Genomic DNA, 12,893 nt, shown 5'->3' with positions numbered 1-12,893 from the left:
TAGCGAGAAGCCCCGCCGAGCGTTAGCGAGGTTGTCTACATCGATTAAAGACTTCTCGCTTCGCTCGAATGAGCACCTCGCTAACGCTCGGCGAAGGGCTAAAAAAGCGTCACCCCATCTACCCCGGCAGCCGGTAAAAATCGGCCACCCGGTCGAGTGCCATTCCCAGCACCAGCCGCCCGCTACGCGCGGGCCATCCGAGCGCGCGTTCGGCGTCGGGCATGCTCTCGCAGGCGCACACCGTCCGCCACAATATGTCCGACAACCCCGGTCCCGCCATCGCGAGCGCGGCGTCGAACCGCTGCTTCGCCGCCACCTGCCCCGTCGTACGATCCGGCGCGTCGGGCGCGAGCCCGCGCGGCCCGCTCACCCCGCTCGCGTCCCAGCGCATCGTGACACTCGGCCCCAGCGACGCCCGTTCGAAATCGCCGCGCAGCTTCTCCCCCGCGTCATATTGCCGCAGCGACACCCGTCCCCGCGCGCGCAACCAGGCGAGCGGACTCTCGGACAAGTTCATCGTCACGACACGCGCCGATCCCGGGATACGCTGGTCTTTCAACTGTCGCGCCAGAGTCATTCGCTACTCCTGTTTCGAATCACCAAATGGGCTTGCCACGAGTCGCAATCTGTAGGACAGGAGAAAAATCCGTACCGGTTAAGGAGCTGCCACGATGATCACCCGCATCCGCGAAGTCCGCCGTGCAAAGAGCATGACCCTGCTCGATGTCGCGCTCGCCTGCTCGCCGCCGACCACCGCGCAGACCATCGGGCGGCTCGAAACCGGCACGCGAACCGTTTCGGTGGGCTGGCTCAACCGGATTGCCGCCGCGCTGGGCGTCACGGCGGGCGATCTCGTCGAACTGCCCGACCGCGCCGATCTCCCTGTGGTCGCGGTGCTCAGCCGCGACGGTGCCCATGCCCCGCGCCGAGAATCGGTGGTCACCCCACCGATGCCGACGGGCGACATGGTTGCCATGACGGTCGAGGATGGCATCGGCGATTACCGGCGCGGCGACGTCATCTGGTGCGCGAAAGTCGCGCCCGACAGTTACGCCGCGCTGCTCAACCGCGACGTCCTGCTCCCGCGCCCTGCGGGCCGCTTCATCTTCGGCCGCCTGATCGGCCGCGAGGGCGACCGGCTGCAAGTGCTGCCGCTCGAACCCGGCGGCAAGCAACAGATCGTCACCGATCCCGCTTGGGCCGCAAGCGCGGTGAAATTGGTGCGCGAGCTGTGACCCTCGACCAGATCTTCAGCCTTTGCTCGCTCCTCGCCTTCGCCGGCTGGATCGCGCTGCTCGCCGCGCCGCTGTCGCGCATCCCCCTGATCCGCGGCGCACGGCTGCTCTCTGCCGCGTTGGCACTCGCCTATTTCGTGCAACTGTTCACGATCACCCAGCCGGTCGAGAGCGGTAGCTTCTCCACCCTCGCGGGCGTCTCGGCGCTATTCTCGATGCCGGGCAATGTCATGCTCGGCTGGACGCATTTCCTCGCCTTCGACCTGTTTACCGGCGCGTGGGAAGTCGAGGATGCGGGCAAGATCGGCGTGCCCCACTGGGCAGTGATCGTGCCGCTGGTGCTGACATTCCTGTTCGGCCCCATCGGCCTGCTCACCTATGGCGCGATCCGGACGGCGCACAGGCTGCGGACGACCGGGCGGCCGTTCTGACGGGTTGATGCCGCCCGCACTTTGCGGCAGGGGCGTCGGCGCGGGCGATTAGCTCAGTTGGTAGAGCGCCTCCTTTACACGGAGGATGTCGGCGGTTCGAGCCCGTCATCGCCCACCACCGGTCGCGCAAGGCGTAGCGAAGCTACGACGCGCCAGCGGCGACCGGTGCGGACGGCGGCGCTAATGCGCCGACCGACGGCATGGGCTTCGCCCATGCCCAGCATTACCCCCCGGCCGAAACCATTCCGCGCAACACCCTCGGCAACAACCCCGCCAGCGCCGCATCATACTCCGCTTCCTCAGCGAGCTGCACCGCAACCCCGTCGTCGCTCGACAGGCCGGGAACGTCCGCGCCGCATTCGCGCCATACCGCCAGCATGGCCTGAAATTCCTCGGACGCCTCTTCGGGAATCGGCGCACCCGAGGCCTGCGTATCGGCCCAGCGCTGCCAATGCGCGACCGCGCCGCGCAGATCGTCGGGACAGGCATAGCGCACGTCGCGCGACCACAGCCCGATGAAGCGCGCTGTCCAGGGGAAGCCCGGCAAACGGTCAAGCGCGACGGCGGGGGAGTCGGTTGCTTCGACCTCGACGTGACTGATCTCATCGAAACCGGGTTCGCCCGGATCGGCGTCTGCTCCCTCCACAGCGACTTGGCTGAGCTCGTCGAAGCCTTGCCCAGCCTCAGCAATGGGCAAGTCAGCTTCTTGAGCAGCTTCATGGGTTTCGGCAACGAGCTCGTCGGGAATTTCGCTATCCGTTGCCTCGATCTCGACTTGGTCAACCTCGTCGAGTCCCGGTTCGGATTCCGCAACCGGAAGCGCCGGAGAAAAGGCGCCCTCGACAGGTTCGGGCAAATCGGCTTCGGGCCACGCATCCATGGGTTCAGCAACGGACTCGCTGGAAAGGTCGCTCTCCGCTGTCTCAACCGCGACGTCGCCGGGTTCGTCGAAGCCGCGTTCGGCATCCGCCGCCGGTAACGCAGCATCAGCAGCGTCTTCGACAAGCTCGGGCGTGTCGATCCCGGGGGACGTCTCCACAGCTTCCGTCATGCTCGCTTCAGGAAGATCGGTCTGATTTTCCTCTGGAACGACCAGCTCGACCGGCTCCACAGCCACCGGTCGCCCTGACGTCCGTCCGGCAAGCGCCGCCAGCCGCGATTTGGCGATGGAGTCGGCTTCCGTATCGGGAACGACCGCCGCCTTGCCGCGCACCGCTTTGGCCGGCTTCGCTGCCTTTTCCGGACGCGGACCCCGCCGCGCGAGCACGATCGATACAACGCTTGCGCCCGCAAGCACCACGCCGGCACCCGCGACCGCCAGCCCCCAGACCGAACCCTGCTGCATCCACAGCCACGCCCCGCCGAGCACCAGCGCAAACCCCGCGTAAATGCCCGAAATTCCACGCCAGTTCATGTGCCCATCCATTCGCACAAAGTTGAGCGTGCTGCCTTAATTCCATATGGTTAACATCCCGTCGCCGCACGGTGCTGGGCAAAGCCGTGCAGTTCGGCTAATGGCGCGCGCTTCCCATGGCTACCATACTTCCTCTCCCGCCCAAGGTCGGCATGGTGTCGCTCGGCTGCCCCAAGGCCTTGGTCGACAGCGAGCGCATCCTGACCAAGCTCCGCGCCGACGGCTACGGCCTGTCGCCCGACTATGCCGGGGCCGATGTCGTGCTGGTCAACACCTGCGGCTTTCTCGATTCCGCCAAGGAGGAATCGCTGGAAGCCATCGGCGAGGCACTCGCCGAAAACGGCCGTGTCATCGTCACCGGCTGCCTGGGCCAAGAGGCCGAAATGATCCGCACCCGCTTCCCCAAGGTGCTCGCGATCAGCGGCGCGCATCAGTATGAGGCCGTCGTCGGCGCGGTCCACGAAGCGGCCCCGATGCCCGCCAATGCGTTCCTCAACCTTGTCCCCGACAGCGGCCTGAAACTCACGCCCCGCCACTACAGCTATCTGAAAATCTCGGAGGGCTGCAACCACCGTTGTTCGTTCTGCATCATCCCCAGCATCCGTGGCGACCTCGTCAGCCGCCGCCCCGATGCCATCCTGCGCGAAGCCGAGAAACTGGTTGCGGCGGGCACGCGCGAATTGCTGGTGATCTCGCAAGACACCTCGGCTTACGGCGTCGATATCAAACACCAATCGCGTGAATGGCACGGTCGCGACGTCCGCGCGCACATGACCGACCTCGCGCGCGAACTGGGCAGCCTCGGTGCCTGGGTCCGCCTCCACTATGTCTATCCCTACCCGCATGTCGATCAGGTAATCCCCCTGATGGCCGAAGGGTTGGTTTCGCCTTATCTCGATATTCCCTTCCAGCACGCCGCCCCTTCGGTGCTGCGCGCCATGAAACGCCCCGCCAACGAAGCGAAAGTTCTCGAACGTATCCACCGCTGGCGCTCGATCTGCCCCGACATCGCCATCCGCTCGACCTTCGTCGTCGGCTTCCCCGGCGAGACCGAGGACGATTTCCGGTATCTGATGGACTGGCTGACCGAAGCCCAGCTCGACCGCGTCGGAGCCTTCCGTTTCGAATCCGTCGAGGGTGCCGCTGCCAATGCCCTGCCCGACCCCGTGCCCGAGGAGGTCAAGGAGGAGCGCTACACCCGCCTGATGGAACTGACCGCGCGGATCAGCGCCGAAAAGCTCGCCGCCAAGGTCGGTCGCACCCTCGATGTCATCATCGACGAAGTCGACGAAGACGGCGGCGCGACGGGACGCAGTCAGGCCGACGCGCCCGAAATCGACGGGAACGTGTTCCTGCGCGATTCCGGCGGCCTTACACAGGGCGACATCGTGCCCGTCCTGATCGAGGACGCCGACGACCACGACCTGTTCGGGGTACCCGCCTAGGCTATTTCGCCCAGTCGACCGCGCCGTATTCCCAGCGCCATGGCATGCCGGTCTCGCCCAGCACCAACTTGACGATCCCGGGGAACGCCGGTTCGGCGCGAACGTCGTTGGCCAGAATTATGACGCAACGCCGACCGCGCTCTACACAAACCCATGTGTTGCCGGTCGAATCATTGTGCCCGCCCTTCTGGAATCCGCGTCCTTGTGGGCCATTGAAAGTGATCACACCCAAGCCTGCCGCCAGCCCGACGATGCGCTTGTCGGGCGCCGCTTCGACTTGAAGCGACGGGAATTGCGATGCAGTCGTGATCGGCAGATGCGGCGCAGTCAGTGCCCGTCGCGATGCTGGCCTTAAACCCTCCCCGCGCACATAGGCACCGGCAAAGCGCGCAAAATCTGCAATCGTTGTGTCCATCGATCCAGCAGCCCGAGGCTTGCTGCGTTCGTCATGCGGCTCAACGCTCCCATCTTCCTTCCATCCGTCGGCCAAATTAGCGGCAAAATCGGCACGCCACGTCATGCTTGTTGTCTTCATGCCGAGAGGGCCGAACACGCGGCGCTGCATCTCTGCCCCGAGGTCGAGCCCCAGGCCGCGTTCGATCACGAATTGCAGGAGGATCAATCCGTCACCGGAATAGGCGTAGCGGCTGCCGGGTTCGAAATGGAACTTCAGCTTGCCGTCTGGTTCGAGGAAACCGAAATTGGCAAAGCCCGAGCTGTGCGTCAGCAGGATGCGTGGCGTCAGTCTCCGCCAGCGTTCGTCGCCCGCCAGATGCTGCCACGCTGCATAGCGCTCCTCTTCGTCGGCATATTCAGGCAAGGGCTTCGGTAGATATGCAGCGATCGGGCGATCCAGATCGAGTTTTCCTTCTTCGACCAGTTGCATCACGGTATAGGCAAACACCGCCTTGGTCAGCGACGCGCCATACATCACGGTGTCCGTCGTTAGCGGGTCACCTTTTACATTACGCGCGCCCCATGCACGAACCAGCACCGGCTTGCCGCCCTCGATAACGGCCAGCGCCATACCCTTTGCACCCGTGCGGGCCATTGCGGCGCGAACCTCGACATCGATTTGGGCAGGCGTAGCAGCACTCAGGAAGGCAGGAGCCACCAAAGCAAGAAGCGCGAGCGCATGACGGGTCAAGAACTTTTCTCCCACAACTATCCCGGTTGATAAATTAACGTTGCACGACGTCAAATTTCGCTAGGCTTTGGAGCGGACCGCTCGCTAGTCAGGGTAATGAACTCGGTCGATCACTTCAACACGCTGCTGCACCCCGACAAAGGCCAGGCAGCCCGTAAAATCCACATCACCGATAAGAAAAACTTCGATTCATGGCTGGCCGCACAGCCACCCCGCGCGCGATCCGCTGCCGCCGCGCAGAAGCTGAAACCGCTTGGCTACGCCAGCGCCATCCTTCCCGGTGAAGACGCCGAGGACTGGTCGGTCGTGACGGTGGTTTCCGACGCCGGGAAGCTGTCACCTTGGTGCCTGGCCAAACTCGCCGAGACATTGCCCGAGGGGGCCTATCGCCTCGCGACCGGTGCACCGGGGCCTGCGGCACTCGGCTGGTTGCTCGCGCACTACCGGTTCGACCGCTACCTGAAGGATGACAAGTCCGTTGGCGCGCGCATCTTGCTGACTGCCGACCCCGCCAGCATCGACGCGACCGTTCGCGAGGCTGAAGCGGTCGCGCTCGTCCGCGACATGGTCAATACGCCCGCCGCCGATATGGGTCCGCCGCAACTGGAAGCCGAGGCCGCGCGGCTTGCCAAGGCGTTCGACGCGACGCTGACCGTGACCAAGAGGCACGACCTCGAAACCGGTTATCCGATGATCCACGCGGTCGGCATGGCCGCTGCCCGCGATTTCGCGCCGCGCCTGATCGAAATCGAATGGGGGAACCCGGCACACCCCCGCCTCGCCATCATCGGCAAAGGCGTCTGCTTCGACAGCGGCGGCCTCGATATCAAGCCGTCATCGGGCATGCGCCTGATGAAGAAAGATATGGGTGGCGCTGCACACGCTTTCGCCCTCGCGCAGCTGGTGATGGCGGCGCGACTGCCGGTGCGTTTGCACCTGCTGGTCCCGGCCGTTGAAAACGCGATTGCGGGCAATGCTTTCCGACCCGGCGACGTGCTGACCAGCCGGCAGGGGCTGACGGTGGAGATTGCCAATACCGACGCCGAGGGGCGGCTGGTGCTCGCCGACGCCTTGACCAAGGCAGGCGAAAGCGACCCCACGCTGATCGTCGATTTCGCAACGCTTACCGGTGCGGCCCGCGTTGCGCTCGGTCCCGATTTGCCCGCGACCTTTGCCAATGACGACGAACTTGCGGCCGCTGTAGTGGCTGCAGGCATCGCCACCGACGACCCGTTGTGGCGGATGCCGCTTCATGCCGGATACGACGATATGCTGAAATCGGACATTGCCGATCTCAACAACTCGCCCGACGGCGGCTTTGCCGGTGCGGTGACTGCCGCCCTGTTCCTGCAACGCTTCGTGTCCGACGGGACGCCGTGGCTGCATCTCGACACCTTCGCATGGAGGCCTGCCGCGAAACCCGGTCGTCCCAAAGGCGGCGAGGCGCTGGGTCTGCGCGCGGTCTGGGCGATGCTACAGGCGCGTTTCGGCTGATCGGCGCCCACGCAACCGTTACGCTTCTCATACGTTCAGACCGGATAAATCGCCCGTGACCGATGCGGGCGGGAAGGATCCGACCGTGCCCCGTGCGATGATTACCGACTGGATGAACACCCTGCTGGATTACGTCCGGTCGGGACAGCCCGACCTGACCAACCGGCAGATGGCGCTGCTGATGGTCGTGTACGAAACCCCCGGCCCCCACACCGTGCGCGGACTCGCCCGCGATCTCAACGTCTCGAAACCGGTGATTACTCGCGCCTTGAACCGACTGGGTGCTCTCGGCTATCTGGCGCGCCAGCGCGACGAGCAGGACCGGCGAAATGTCTTCGTCGCGAAAACGCAGGCGGGGGCAGATTTTCTTGGCGAATTCGGACGACTTGTCGGCGGAGACCAGGGACGCCGCGCCGCAGCGTAGGCAGTTTCGCCTGACGGGGCCGTCGGTCGCACTCGAACCGGGCCGCTATGCGGTCCGTCGCGACCTCGCCGAAATCGCTGTCGCCGACCGCATCTTCGCCCAGCACTATGTCGAACCGGTGGCCGTGCGCCTCAACACGACGGCCATTGTCCACAGCCGCCCCGACATTGGCAGCGACGCTGTGGCAACGCTGGCATCCGGTGACATTTTCCATCTGATCGACCTCGGCCAAATCTGGGCCTGGGGTCGCGGCAACGCGGTCGGTACGATCGGCTATGTCGTCGCCACGGCGCTCGACCTGCCATGACGCGCGTATTTATCGACGGCGCGGCGGGGACGACAGGGCTCGAGATCGAAAGCCGCCTGACCGGGCGGCCCGAGTTCGACCTTGTCCGGCTCGACGATGCCCATCGCAAGGATGCCGGTGCACGGCGCGACGCGCTGAACGCCGCCGATGTCGTCATTCTGTGCCTGCCCGACGATGCCGCGCGCGAGGCAGTGGCGCTGATCGACAATCCCGCGACGCGGGTGATCGACGCCTCGACCGCGCACCGCACCGCAAAAGGTTGGACCTTCGGCTTCCCCGAACTGGTCGGGCGCGACATTGTCGCACAGGCAAAGCGCGTCTCGAACCCCGGCTGTTATTCGACCGGATTTATCGCGCTGGTTGCCCCATTGGTCCGCGCCAGCCTGATCGGCGGCGGAGCACGGCTCAGCTGCTATGCGGTGTCGGGCTATTCGGGCGGCGGCAAGGCGATGATCGCCGAATTCGAAAGCGGTGCCGCCCCCACCGCGTGGCGCACCTATGCGCTGTCGCTCGCGCACAAGCACGTGCCCGAAATGCTGCGGCATTCCGGGCTGACCCATGCCCCGCTGTTCGCGCCTTCGGTTGCAGCAACGCATCGCGGGATGATCGTCGACATACCGCTGTTCGGCGTCGATGCAGCCAAGGCACGCGACACGTTGTCGTGGTTTTACGAGGGCTCGAAAATCGTCCGCGTGCGCGAGTTCGACGAAGCCAATTTGACCATCGAACATATGGCCGGTCGTGACGGGTTGGAATTGTTCGTCTTCGGCAATGCCGAGGGCACCCAATGCCGCCTCGTCGCCGCACTCGACAATCTCGGCAAAGGCGCGAGCGGTGCGGCCGTGCAGAGCCTCAACCTTATGGCAGGCCTGCCTGAAGAAACGGGCCTGCGGGTGTAATCCGGAGAGCGGCAGCACACTGCCGCTCTCCAGATTGCCTTAGGCAGCGAGTTTTTGATCCTCGACCGCCGAAAAGTCCGGCTTCGGATTCGCCTCGAGCCACGCCAGCACATTTTCAGGCGTCGACTGCTCATAGGGATCGGTGTCGGTCCCGGCGTCATTGATGCCCGGTTCCTCGAACCAGGCCGCAATCCGGCCATTGTCGATCACCGCCGCATAGCGCCACGAACGCAGCCCGAAACCCAGATGCCGTTTGTCGATCAACATGCCCAGCCGCCGCGTGAAATCGCCGTTGCCGTCGGGCAGCAGCTTGACGTTCTTCAGGCCTTGATGCTGACCCCATTGGTACATGACGAACGCATCGTTGACCGACACGCAATAGGTGTCGTCGACGCCGAGCGTCTTGTAGGTTTCGTAATTTCCTTCGAAGCCGGGCAGCTGTTTCGACGAGCAGGTCGGCGTGAACGCGCCGGGAAGCCCGAAAATCACGATCCGCTTGCCCGCGAAAATGTCGTGCGTCGCAACATCCTGCCAGCGGAACGGGTTCGGCCCCTCCACGCTCTCGTCGCGGACACGGGTTTTCAGGGTGACATTGGGAACTTCACGACCGACGTGCATGGGAACTCCTCGCTGCTGAACACGCACCATATGTGCTGCATTGCAGCATATAACTATCGTGTCGCGAAGTTAAACCCTACATCTCGCCTTTTGCCCGCCGGTGGGCATACCATTTCTGCACATTGGCGTTGTGCTGTTCCAGCGTGTCGGCAAACGCGCTGCTGCCGTCGCCCTGCGCCACGAAATACAACGCGTTCGAGGGCGCGGGGTCGAGCGCGGCCTGAATGGCGGCCTTGCCGGGATTGGCAATCGGTCCGGGTGGCAAGCCGTTGTGGCGATAGGTGTTATAGGGATTGTCGCTGTCGAGTTCGGACCGCAAAATCCGCCGCCCGAGCGCCTTGCCTTTGGTCACCGGATAGATCGTCGTCGGGTCGGCCTGCAGCGGCATTCCGCGCTTCAAGCGGTTGCTGTACACCGCCGCGACCAGCCGCCGCTCACTGGCCCGCGCCGTTTCTTTCTCGATGATCGACGCCAGGATGATCGCTGCTTCGGGCGTCGTCACTGCCGTTGACGGCTTGCGCGCAGCCCACGCGTTCGCCAGCGCGGTCTGCATGGCCTTCTGCATCCGCGCGAGCACCCCCTTGCGGCTTTCGCCCCGGACATAGGCGTAGTTGTCGGGCAGCACCGATCCCTCCGGCGGCATCGCAATCTCGCCTGTCAGCAGCGGCGTCGCATAGAGCCGCTCGTAAACGAGGATCGAGGGCAGTCCTTCGGGGATGACGACGAAGCGCTGCAACACCTTACCCGATTGCAACAGCGCCAGGATGGCGGACGCATCCATGCCGCGCTTGATCTTGTACTCGCCCGGCTTGATCGGATCGCCCGAGCCGAAGATTTTGGCATTGGTCAGGAACGCGTCGGCGCTGTCGACAGCCCCTGCCTTTTCAAGCGCAGTCGCAGCAGCGGTGAGGCTCGAACCTTGCGGGATCACGACCTCGACGTCGCGCGGGGCGCGCCCGCCGGTGCAGCGGCTGACGGCGAAAACGACGAGCGCGACCACGGCGACCAGAAGAAGAATGCGACGCATCGGCCCGCTGTAATCAAGCAAATAGCCGCCGTCACCTCCGGCGCGTCAAAGGAGCCTTAACATATTCGGCCATATGGTCGGCTACGCAAAAACCGTTGGAAGTTCAGATGGACCGTCGTCGCGCTCTTAAACTTTCAGCCGTTGCCGTGATGCCATTTGCACTTGGAGCGGCAGTCGGAAGCGATGCGCCGTCGGCGTTCACGACCCTATCGGTGCAAGGCACCGCCTATGGCACGAAGGATACCGAGTTCGTCACGATCAGCGCGTCGAATGCCAATTTCGCGCGCAGTGCCGGACCGGCTCTCCGCGAGAATGCAAAGGTTCTCGACCGGTTGCGGCAAGCCATCAAGACGTTCGGCGTCGCTGATGACGACTTCCGCACCTCGTCTTTCGAATTCAGCGAAGGCCGCGATCCCGATGACGAGGACGGCAGCGACCGGGCAAAAGGGTTTCTCGTCAATCAGTCGCTGGCCGTCGTCGTTCGCGATGTGGGGCGAACCGGCGACGTTATTGAAAAGCTCGTCGATGCCGGTGCGAAGAACATCCGGGTCAATCGCGGCTGGGGCTATGCCGCAGCGCCGGTCGGACCCGAGCTCAGTGCATTGCGTACGGCGGCAGTCCGAGACGCACAGGCCAAAGCCGAGGACTACGCGAAGGCGCTCGGCTTGAAGATCCGCCGCGCGGTCATGGTACGCGACGGGTCAGCCTATACGACCGACGGCCCGGCTCCCGCCGCAGTGGCGCGCGCCGATGTCGCGATGACCCGTATCGATTCACCGAAATCGACACTCGTCTACAATGTCGGCGTCGAATTCGAACTCGGTCGCTGATGCACCGGTTCTAGACCGCCCGCATCACCAGACTGGCATTCGTGCCCCCAAACCCGAAGCTGTTGTTCAGCACCGCCTTCACCGGCCGCTTCTTCGCGACGTGCGGCACCAGATCGACGCCTTCCGTCCCCTCATCGGGATTGTCGAGATTGAGCGTCGGCGGCACAATCTGGTCGCGGATTGCCAGAATGCAGAAGATCGCCTCGACCGCTCCGGCCCCGCCCAGCAGATGCCCGATGGCGGATTTGGTCGAGCTCATCGACACCGTCGAGATCGCGTCGCCGAACAGCCGCTTGACCGCGCCCAGTTCGATCGTGTCGGCCATCGTCGAGGTACCGTGCGCGTTGATATAGTCGATGTCCGACGGGGTCATGCCCGCCTTCTTCAGCGCCATTTCCATCGAACGATAGGCACCCGACCCCTCCGGATGCGGAGCGGTCACATGATAGGCATCGCCCGACAGGCCGTAACCGACGACTTCGGCATAGATTTTTGCACCGCGCGCCACGGCGTGCTCATATTCCTCCAGCACCACGACGCCCGCGCCCTCGCCCATGACAAAGCCGTCGCGGTCCTTGTCATACGGGCGGCTGGCCGCCTCGGGACGGTCGTTGAAGCTGGTGTTGAGTGCCCGCGCCTGGGCGAAACCGGCGATGCCGATCGGGCATACGGTCGCCTCCGCGCCGCCCGCCAGCATGATGTCGGCGTCGTCGTCGCGGATCATTCGCGCCGCATCGCCGATCGAATGCGCGCCGGTCGAACAGGCCGTGACAACCGCATGGTTCGGTCCCATCAGGCCGTATTTGATGCTGACCTGTCCGGAGATCAGGTTGATCAGCCGCCCGTGCACGAAATGGGGGGACACGCGGCCCGGTCCCTTTTCGGCCAGCAACAGGCTTTCGCTCTCGATCCCCGGCAGTCCGCCGATGCCCGAGCCGATCGAACACCCCGCGCGCAGCCGCGTCGCCTCGTCCATTTCGGTCAGCCCGGCATCCTCGAGCGCCTGTCCGGCGGCATCGATACCATAGATGATGAACGGATCGACCTGGCGCTGGATCTTGTGGTCGACACGCTTGCCGGGGTCGAAACCCCAGGGGTGGTCGGCAGGCTTCACCTCGCACGCGATCGTGCATTTCTGGTCCGACGGGTCGAACTTGGTAATCCGCGCCGCGCCCGATTTCGACGCCAGGATGTTGGCCCAGCTCGTCTCGACATCGCCTCCCAGCGGCGTGACGAGCCCCAGACCTGTTACGACGACACGACGCATCTAAATCCCCCTAACGCAAAACAGGCCCGACCCGCATGGGGCCGAGCCTGTTCAAGCCTTGAGCCAGCGTTGAAAAAGCCTCAGCCCTTATTCGAATCGATGAAGCTGATCGCGTCCTTGACGGTCGAAATCTTTTCCGCCGCATCGTCGGGAATCTCGACGCCGAATTCTTCCTCGAACGCCATGACCAGCTCGACGATGTCGAGGCTGTCCGCGCCCAGATCGTCGATGAAGCTCGACTCTTCGGTCACCTTGTCCGCGTCGACGCCGAGGTGCTCGACGACGATCTTCTTCACCCGGTCGGCGGTCTCGCTCATGAAGGGTCCTTCTCGTTCATATGAGGTTTATTTCCCGG

At 64.3% G+C, this 12,893-nt stretch carries 15 protein-coding genes and 1 tRNA gene; 9 read left to right on the top strand and 7 right to left on the bottom strand.

Annotated features, from left to right (window positions below):
• Positions 1–118 precede the first annotated feature (118 nt).
• Positions 119–577: a DUF6456 domain-containing protein gene (locus tag M0209_RS01995; RefSeq protein WP_258886558.1), complete on the bottom strand. Its 459-nt coding sequence runs from the start codon at positions 575–577 to the stop codon at positions 119–121.
• A 94-nt stretch (positions 578–671) separates the two neighbouring features.
• Between M0209_RS01995 and M0209_RS01990 the strand changes: the two genes are divergently transcribed.
• The 3 genes from M0209_RS01990 (at position 672) to M0209_RS01980 (ending at position 1,784) form a co-directional block, all read left to right on the top strand.
• Positions 672–1,235 (top strand): helix-turn-helix domain-containing protein, encoded by a 564-nt coding sequence (locus M0209_RS01990; RefSeq protein WP_258886557.1) that lies wholly within the window; start codon positions 672–674, stop codon positions 1,233–1,235.
• Positions 1,232–1,666, top strand: coding sequence for an ABA4-like family protein (locus M0209_RS01985; protein WP_258886556.1), 435 nt, complete (start codon positions 1,232–1,234; stop codon positions 1,664–1,666). The genes M0209_RS01990 and M0209_RS01985 overlap by 4 nt, the downstream gene beginning before the upstream one ends.
• 42 nt (positions 1,667–1,708) lie before the next feature.
• Positions 1,709–1,784: transfer RNA gene (locus tag M0209_RS01980), tRNA-Val, on the top strand.
• Between the two features lie 105 nt (positions 1,785–1,889).
• Here M0209_RS01980 and M0209_RS01975 read toward each other — a convergent pair.
• Complete coding sequence (locus tag M0209_RS01975; RefSeq protein ID WP_258886555.1) at positions 1,890–3,080, bottom strand: hypothetical protein; 1,191 nt, start codon at positions 3,078–3,080, stop codon at positions 1,890–1,892.
• A gap of 116 nt (positions 3,081–3,196) precedes the next feature.
• Between M0209_RS01975 and rimO the strand changes: the two genes are divergently transcribed.
• A complete protein-coding gene (gene rimO / locus M0209_RS01970) occupies positions 3,197–4,525 on the top strand; it encodes a 30S ribosomal protein S12 methylthiotransferase RimO (RefSeq protein ID WP_258886554.1) in 1,329 nt (442 codons plus the stop codon).
• A 1-nt stretch (position 4,526) separates the two neighbouring features.
• Here the strand turns inward: rimO and M0209_RS01965 are convergent, their stop codons facing one another.
• Entirely contained in the window at positions 4,527–5,672 is a 1,146-nt protein-coding gene (locus M0209_RS01965; RefSeq protein ID WP_258886553.1) for a serine hydrolase, read from the bottom strand.
• A 96-nt stretch (positions 5,673–5,768) separates the two neighbouring features.
• On the opposite strand from M0209_RS01965, the gene M0209_RS01960 reads away from it, so the two are divergent.
• The 4 genes from M0209_RS01960 (at position 5,769) to argC (ending at position 8,796) form a co-directional block, all read left to right on the top strand.
• Entirely contained in the window at positions 5,769–7,166 is a 1,398-nt protein-coding gene (locus M0209_RS01960; RefSeq protein ID WP_258886552.1) for a M17 family metallopeptidase, read from the top strand.
• 112 nt (positions 7,167–7,278) lie between these two features.
• Entirely contained in the window at positions 7,279–7,590 is a 312-nt protein-coding gene (locus M0209_RS01955; RefSeq protein WP_258889540.1) for a MarR family transcriptional regulator, read from the top strand.
• A complete protein-coding gene (locus tag M0209_RS01950; RefSeq protein ID WP_258886551.1) occupies positions 7,535–7,897 on the top strand; it encodes an SH3 domain-containing protein in 363 nt (120 codons plus the stop codon). The genes M0209_RS01955 and M0209_RS01950 overlap by 56 nt, the downstream gene beginning before the upstream one ends.
• A complete protein-coding gene (gene argC, locus M0209_RS01945) occupies positions 7,894–8,796 on the top strand; it encodes an N-acetyl-gamma-glutamyl-phosphate reductase (RefSeq protein WP_258886550.1) in 903 nt (300 codons plus the stop codon). Before M0209_RS01950 ends, argC begins: the two co-directional genes overlap by 4 nt.
• Before the next feature lie 39 nt (positions 8,797–8,835).
• On the opposite strand, the gene M0209_RS01940 is transcribed toward argC, so the two are convergent.
• Together M0209_RS01940 and mltG are read right to left on the bottom strand one after the other, a co-directional pair.
• The gene (locus M0209_RS01940) at positions 8,836–9,414 is read right to left on the bottom strand and encodes a peroxiredoxin (protein ID WP_258886549.1); all 579 of its coding nucleotides are present in this window, start codon (positions 9,412–9,414) and stop codon (positions 8,836–8,838) included.
• A gap of 76 nt (positions 9,415–9,490) precedes the next feature.
• Positions 9,491–10,441: an endolytic transglycosylase MltG gene (gene mltG / locus M0209_RS01935; protein ID WP_258886548.1), complete on the bottom strand. Its 951-nt coding sequence runs from the start codon at positions 10,439–10,441 to the stop codon at positions 9,491–9,493.
• 149 nt (positions 10,442–10,590) lie between these two features.
• On the opposite strand from mltG, the gene M0209_RS01930 reads away from it, so the two are divergent.
• Complete coding sequence (locus tag M0209_RS01930) at positions 10,591–11,271, top strand: SIMPL domain-containing protein (protein WP_258886547.1); 681 nt, start codon at positions 10,591–10,593, stop codon at positions 11,269–11,271.
• Between the two features lie 10 nt (positions 11,272–11,281).
• Here M0209_RS01930 and fabF read toward each other — a convergent pair whose 3' ends face one another.
• Both fabF and M0209_RS01920 read right to left on the bottom strand, forming a co-directional pair.
• Positions 11,282–12,538 carry a beta-ketoacyl-ACP synthase II gene (gene fabF / locus M0209_RS01925; protein ID WP_258886546.1) on the bottom strand — a complete coding sequence of 419 codons (1,257 nt, stop codon included), beginning with the start codon at positions 12,536–12,538 and terminating at the stop codon, positions 11,282–11,284.
• Positions 12,539–12,618: 80 nt separating this feature from the next.
• Positions 12,619–12,855 carry an acyl carrier protein gene (locus M0209_RS01920; protein WP_258886545.1) on the bottom strand — a complete coding sequence of 79 codons (237 nt, stop codon included), beginning with the start codon at positions 12,853–12,855 and terminating at the stop codon, positions 12,619–12,621.
• Positions 12,856–12,893: the final 38 nt, after the last annotated feature.

It is taken from the genome of Sphingomonas sp. SUN039 (genome assembly GCF_024758725.1).
Taxonomy (GTDB): Bacteria; Pseudomonadota; Alphaproteobacteria; order Sphingomonadales; family Sphingomonadaceae; genus Sphingomonas_O.
Note: the sequence above shows the minus strand (reverse complement) of the source record. Positions and strands in the feature narration are given on the sequence as shown.

What these genes read in the sequence shown, in the direction of transcription:
- M0209_RS01930 (WP_258886547.1), top strand. Translation starts at nt 10,591, where the DNA reads ATGCCATTTGCACTTGGAGCGGCAGTCGGAAGCGATGCGCCGTCGGCG.
- M0209_RS01955 (WP_258889540.1), top strand. Translation starts at nt 7,279, where the DNA reads ATGAACACCCTGCTGGATTACGTCCGGTCGGGACAGCCCGACCTGACC.
- M0209_RS01995 (WP_258886558.1), bottom strand. Translation starts at nt 577, where the DNA reads ATGACTCTGGCGCGACAGTTGAAAGACCAGCGTATCCCGGGATCGGCG.
- M0209_RS01975 (WP_258886555.1), bottom strand. Translation starts at nt 3,080, where the DNA reads ATGAACTGGCGTGGAATTTCGGGCATTTACGCGGGGTTTGCGCTGGTG.
- M0209_RS01990 (WP_258886557.1), top strand. Translation starts at nt 672, where the DNA reads ATGATCACCCGCATCCGCGAAGTCCGCCGTGCAAAGAGCATGACCCTG.
- argC (WP_258886550.1), top strand. Translation starts at nt 7,894, where the DNA reads ATGACGCGCGTATTTATCGACGGCGCGGCGGGGACGACAGGGCTCGAG.
- mltG (WP_258886548.1), bottom strand. Translation starts at nt 10,441, where the DNA reads ATGCGTCGCATTCTTCTTCTGGTCGCCGTGGTCGCGCTCGTCGTTTTC.
- M0209_RS01940 (WP_258886549.1), bottom strand. Translation starts at nt 9,414, where the DNA reads ATGCACGTCGGTCGTGAAGTTCCCAATGTCACCCTGAAAACCCGTGTC.
- fabF (WP_258886546.1), bottom strand. Translation starts at nt 12,538, where the DNA reads ATGCGTCGTGTCGTCGTAACAGGTCTGGGGCTCGTCACGCCGCTGGGA.
- rimO (WP_258886554.1), top strand. Translation starts at nt 3,197, where the DNA reads ATGGCTACCATACTTCCTCTCCCGCCCAAGGTCGGCATGGTGTCGCTC.
- M0209_RS01920 (WP_258886545.1), bottom strand. Translation starts at nt 12,855, where the DNA reads ATGAGCGAGACCGCCGACCGGGTGAAGAAGATCGTCGTCGAGCACCTC.
- M0209_RS01960 (WP_258886552.1), top strand. Translation starts at nt 5,769, where the DNA reads ATGAACTCGGTCGATCACTTCAACACGCTGCTGCACCCCGACAAAGGC.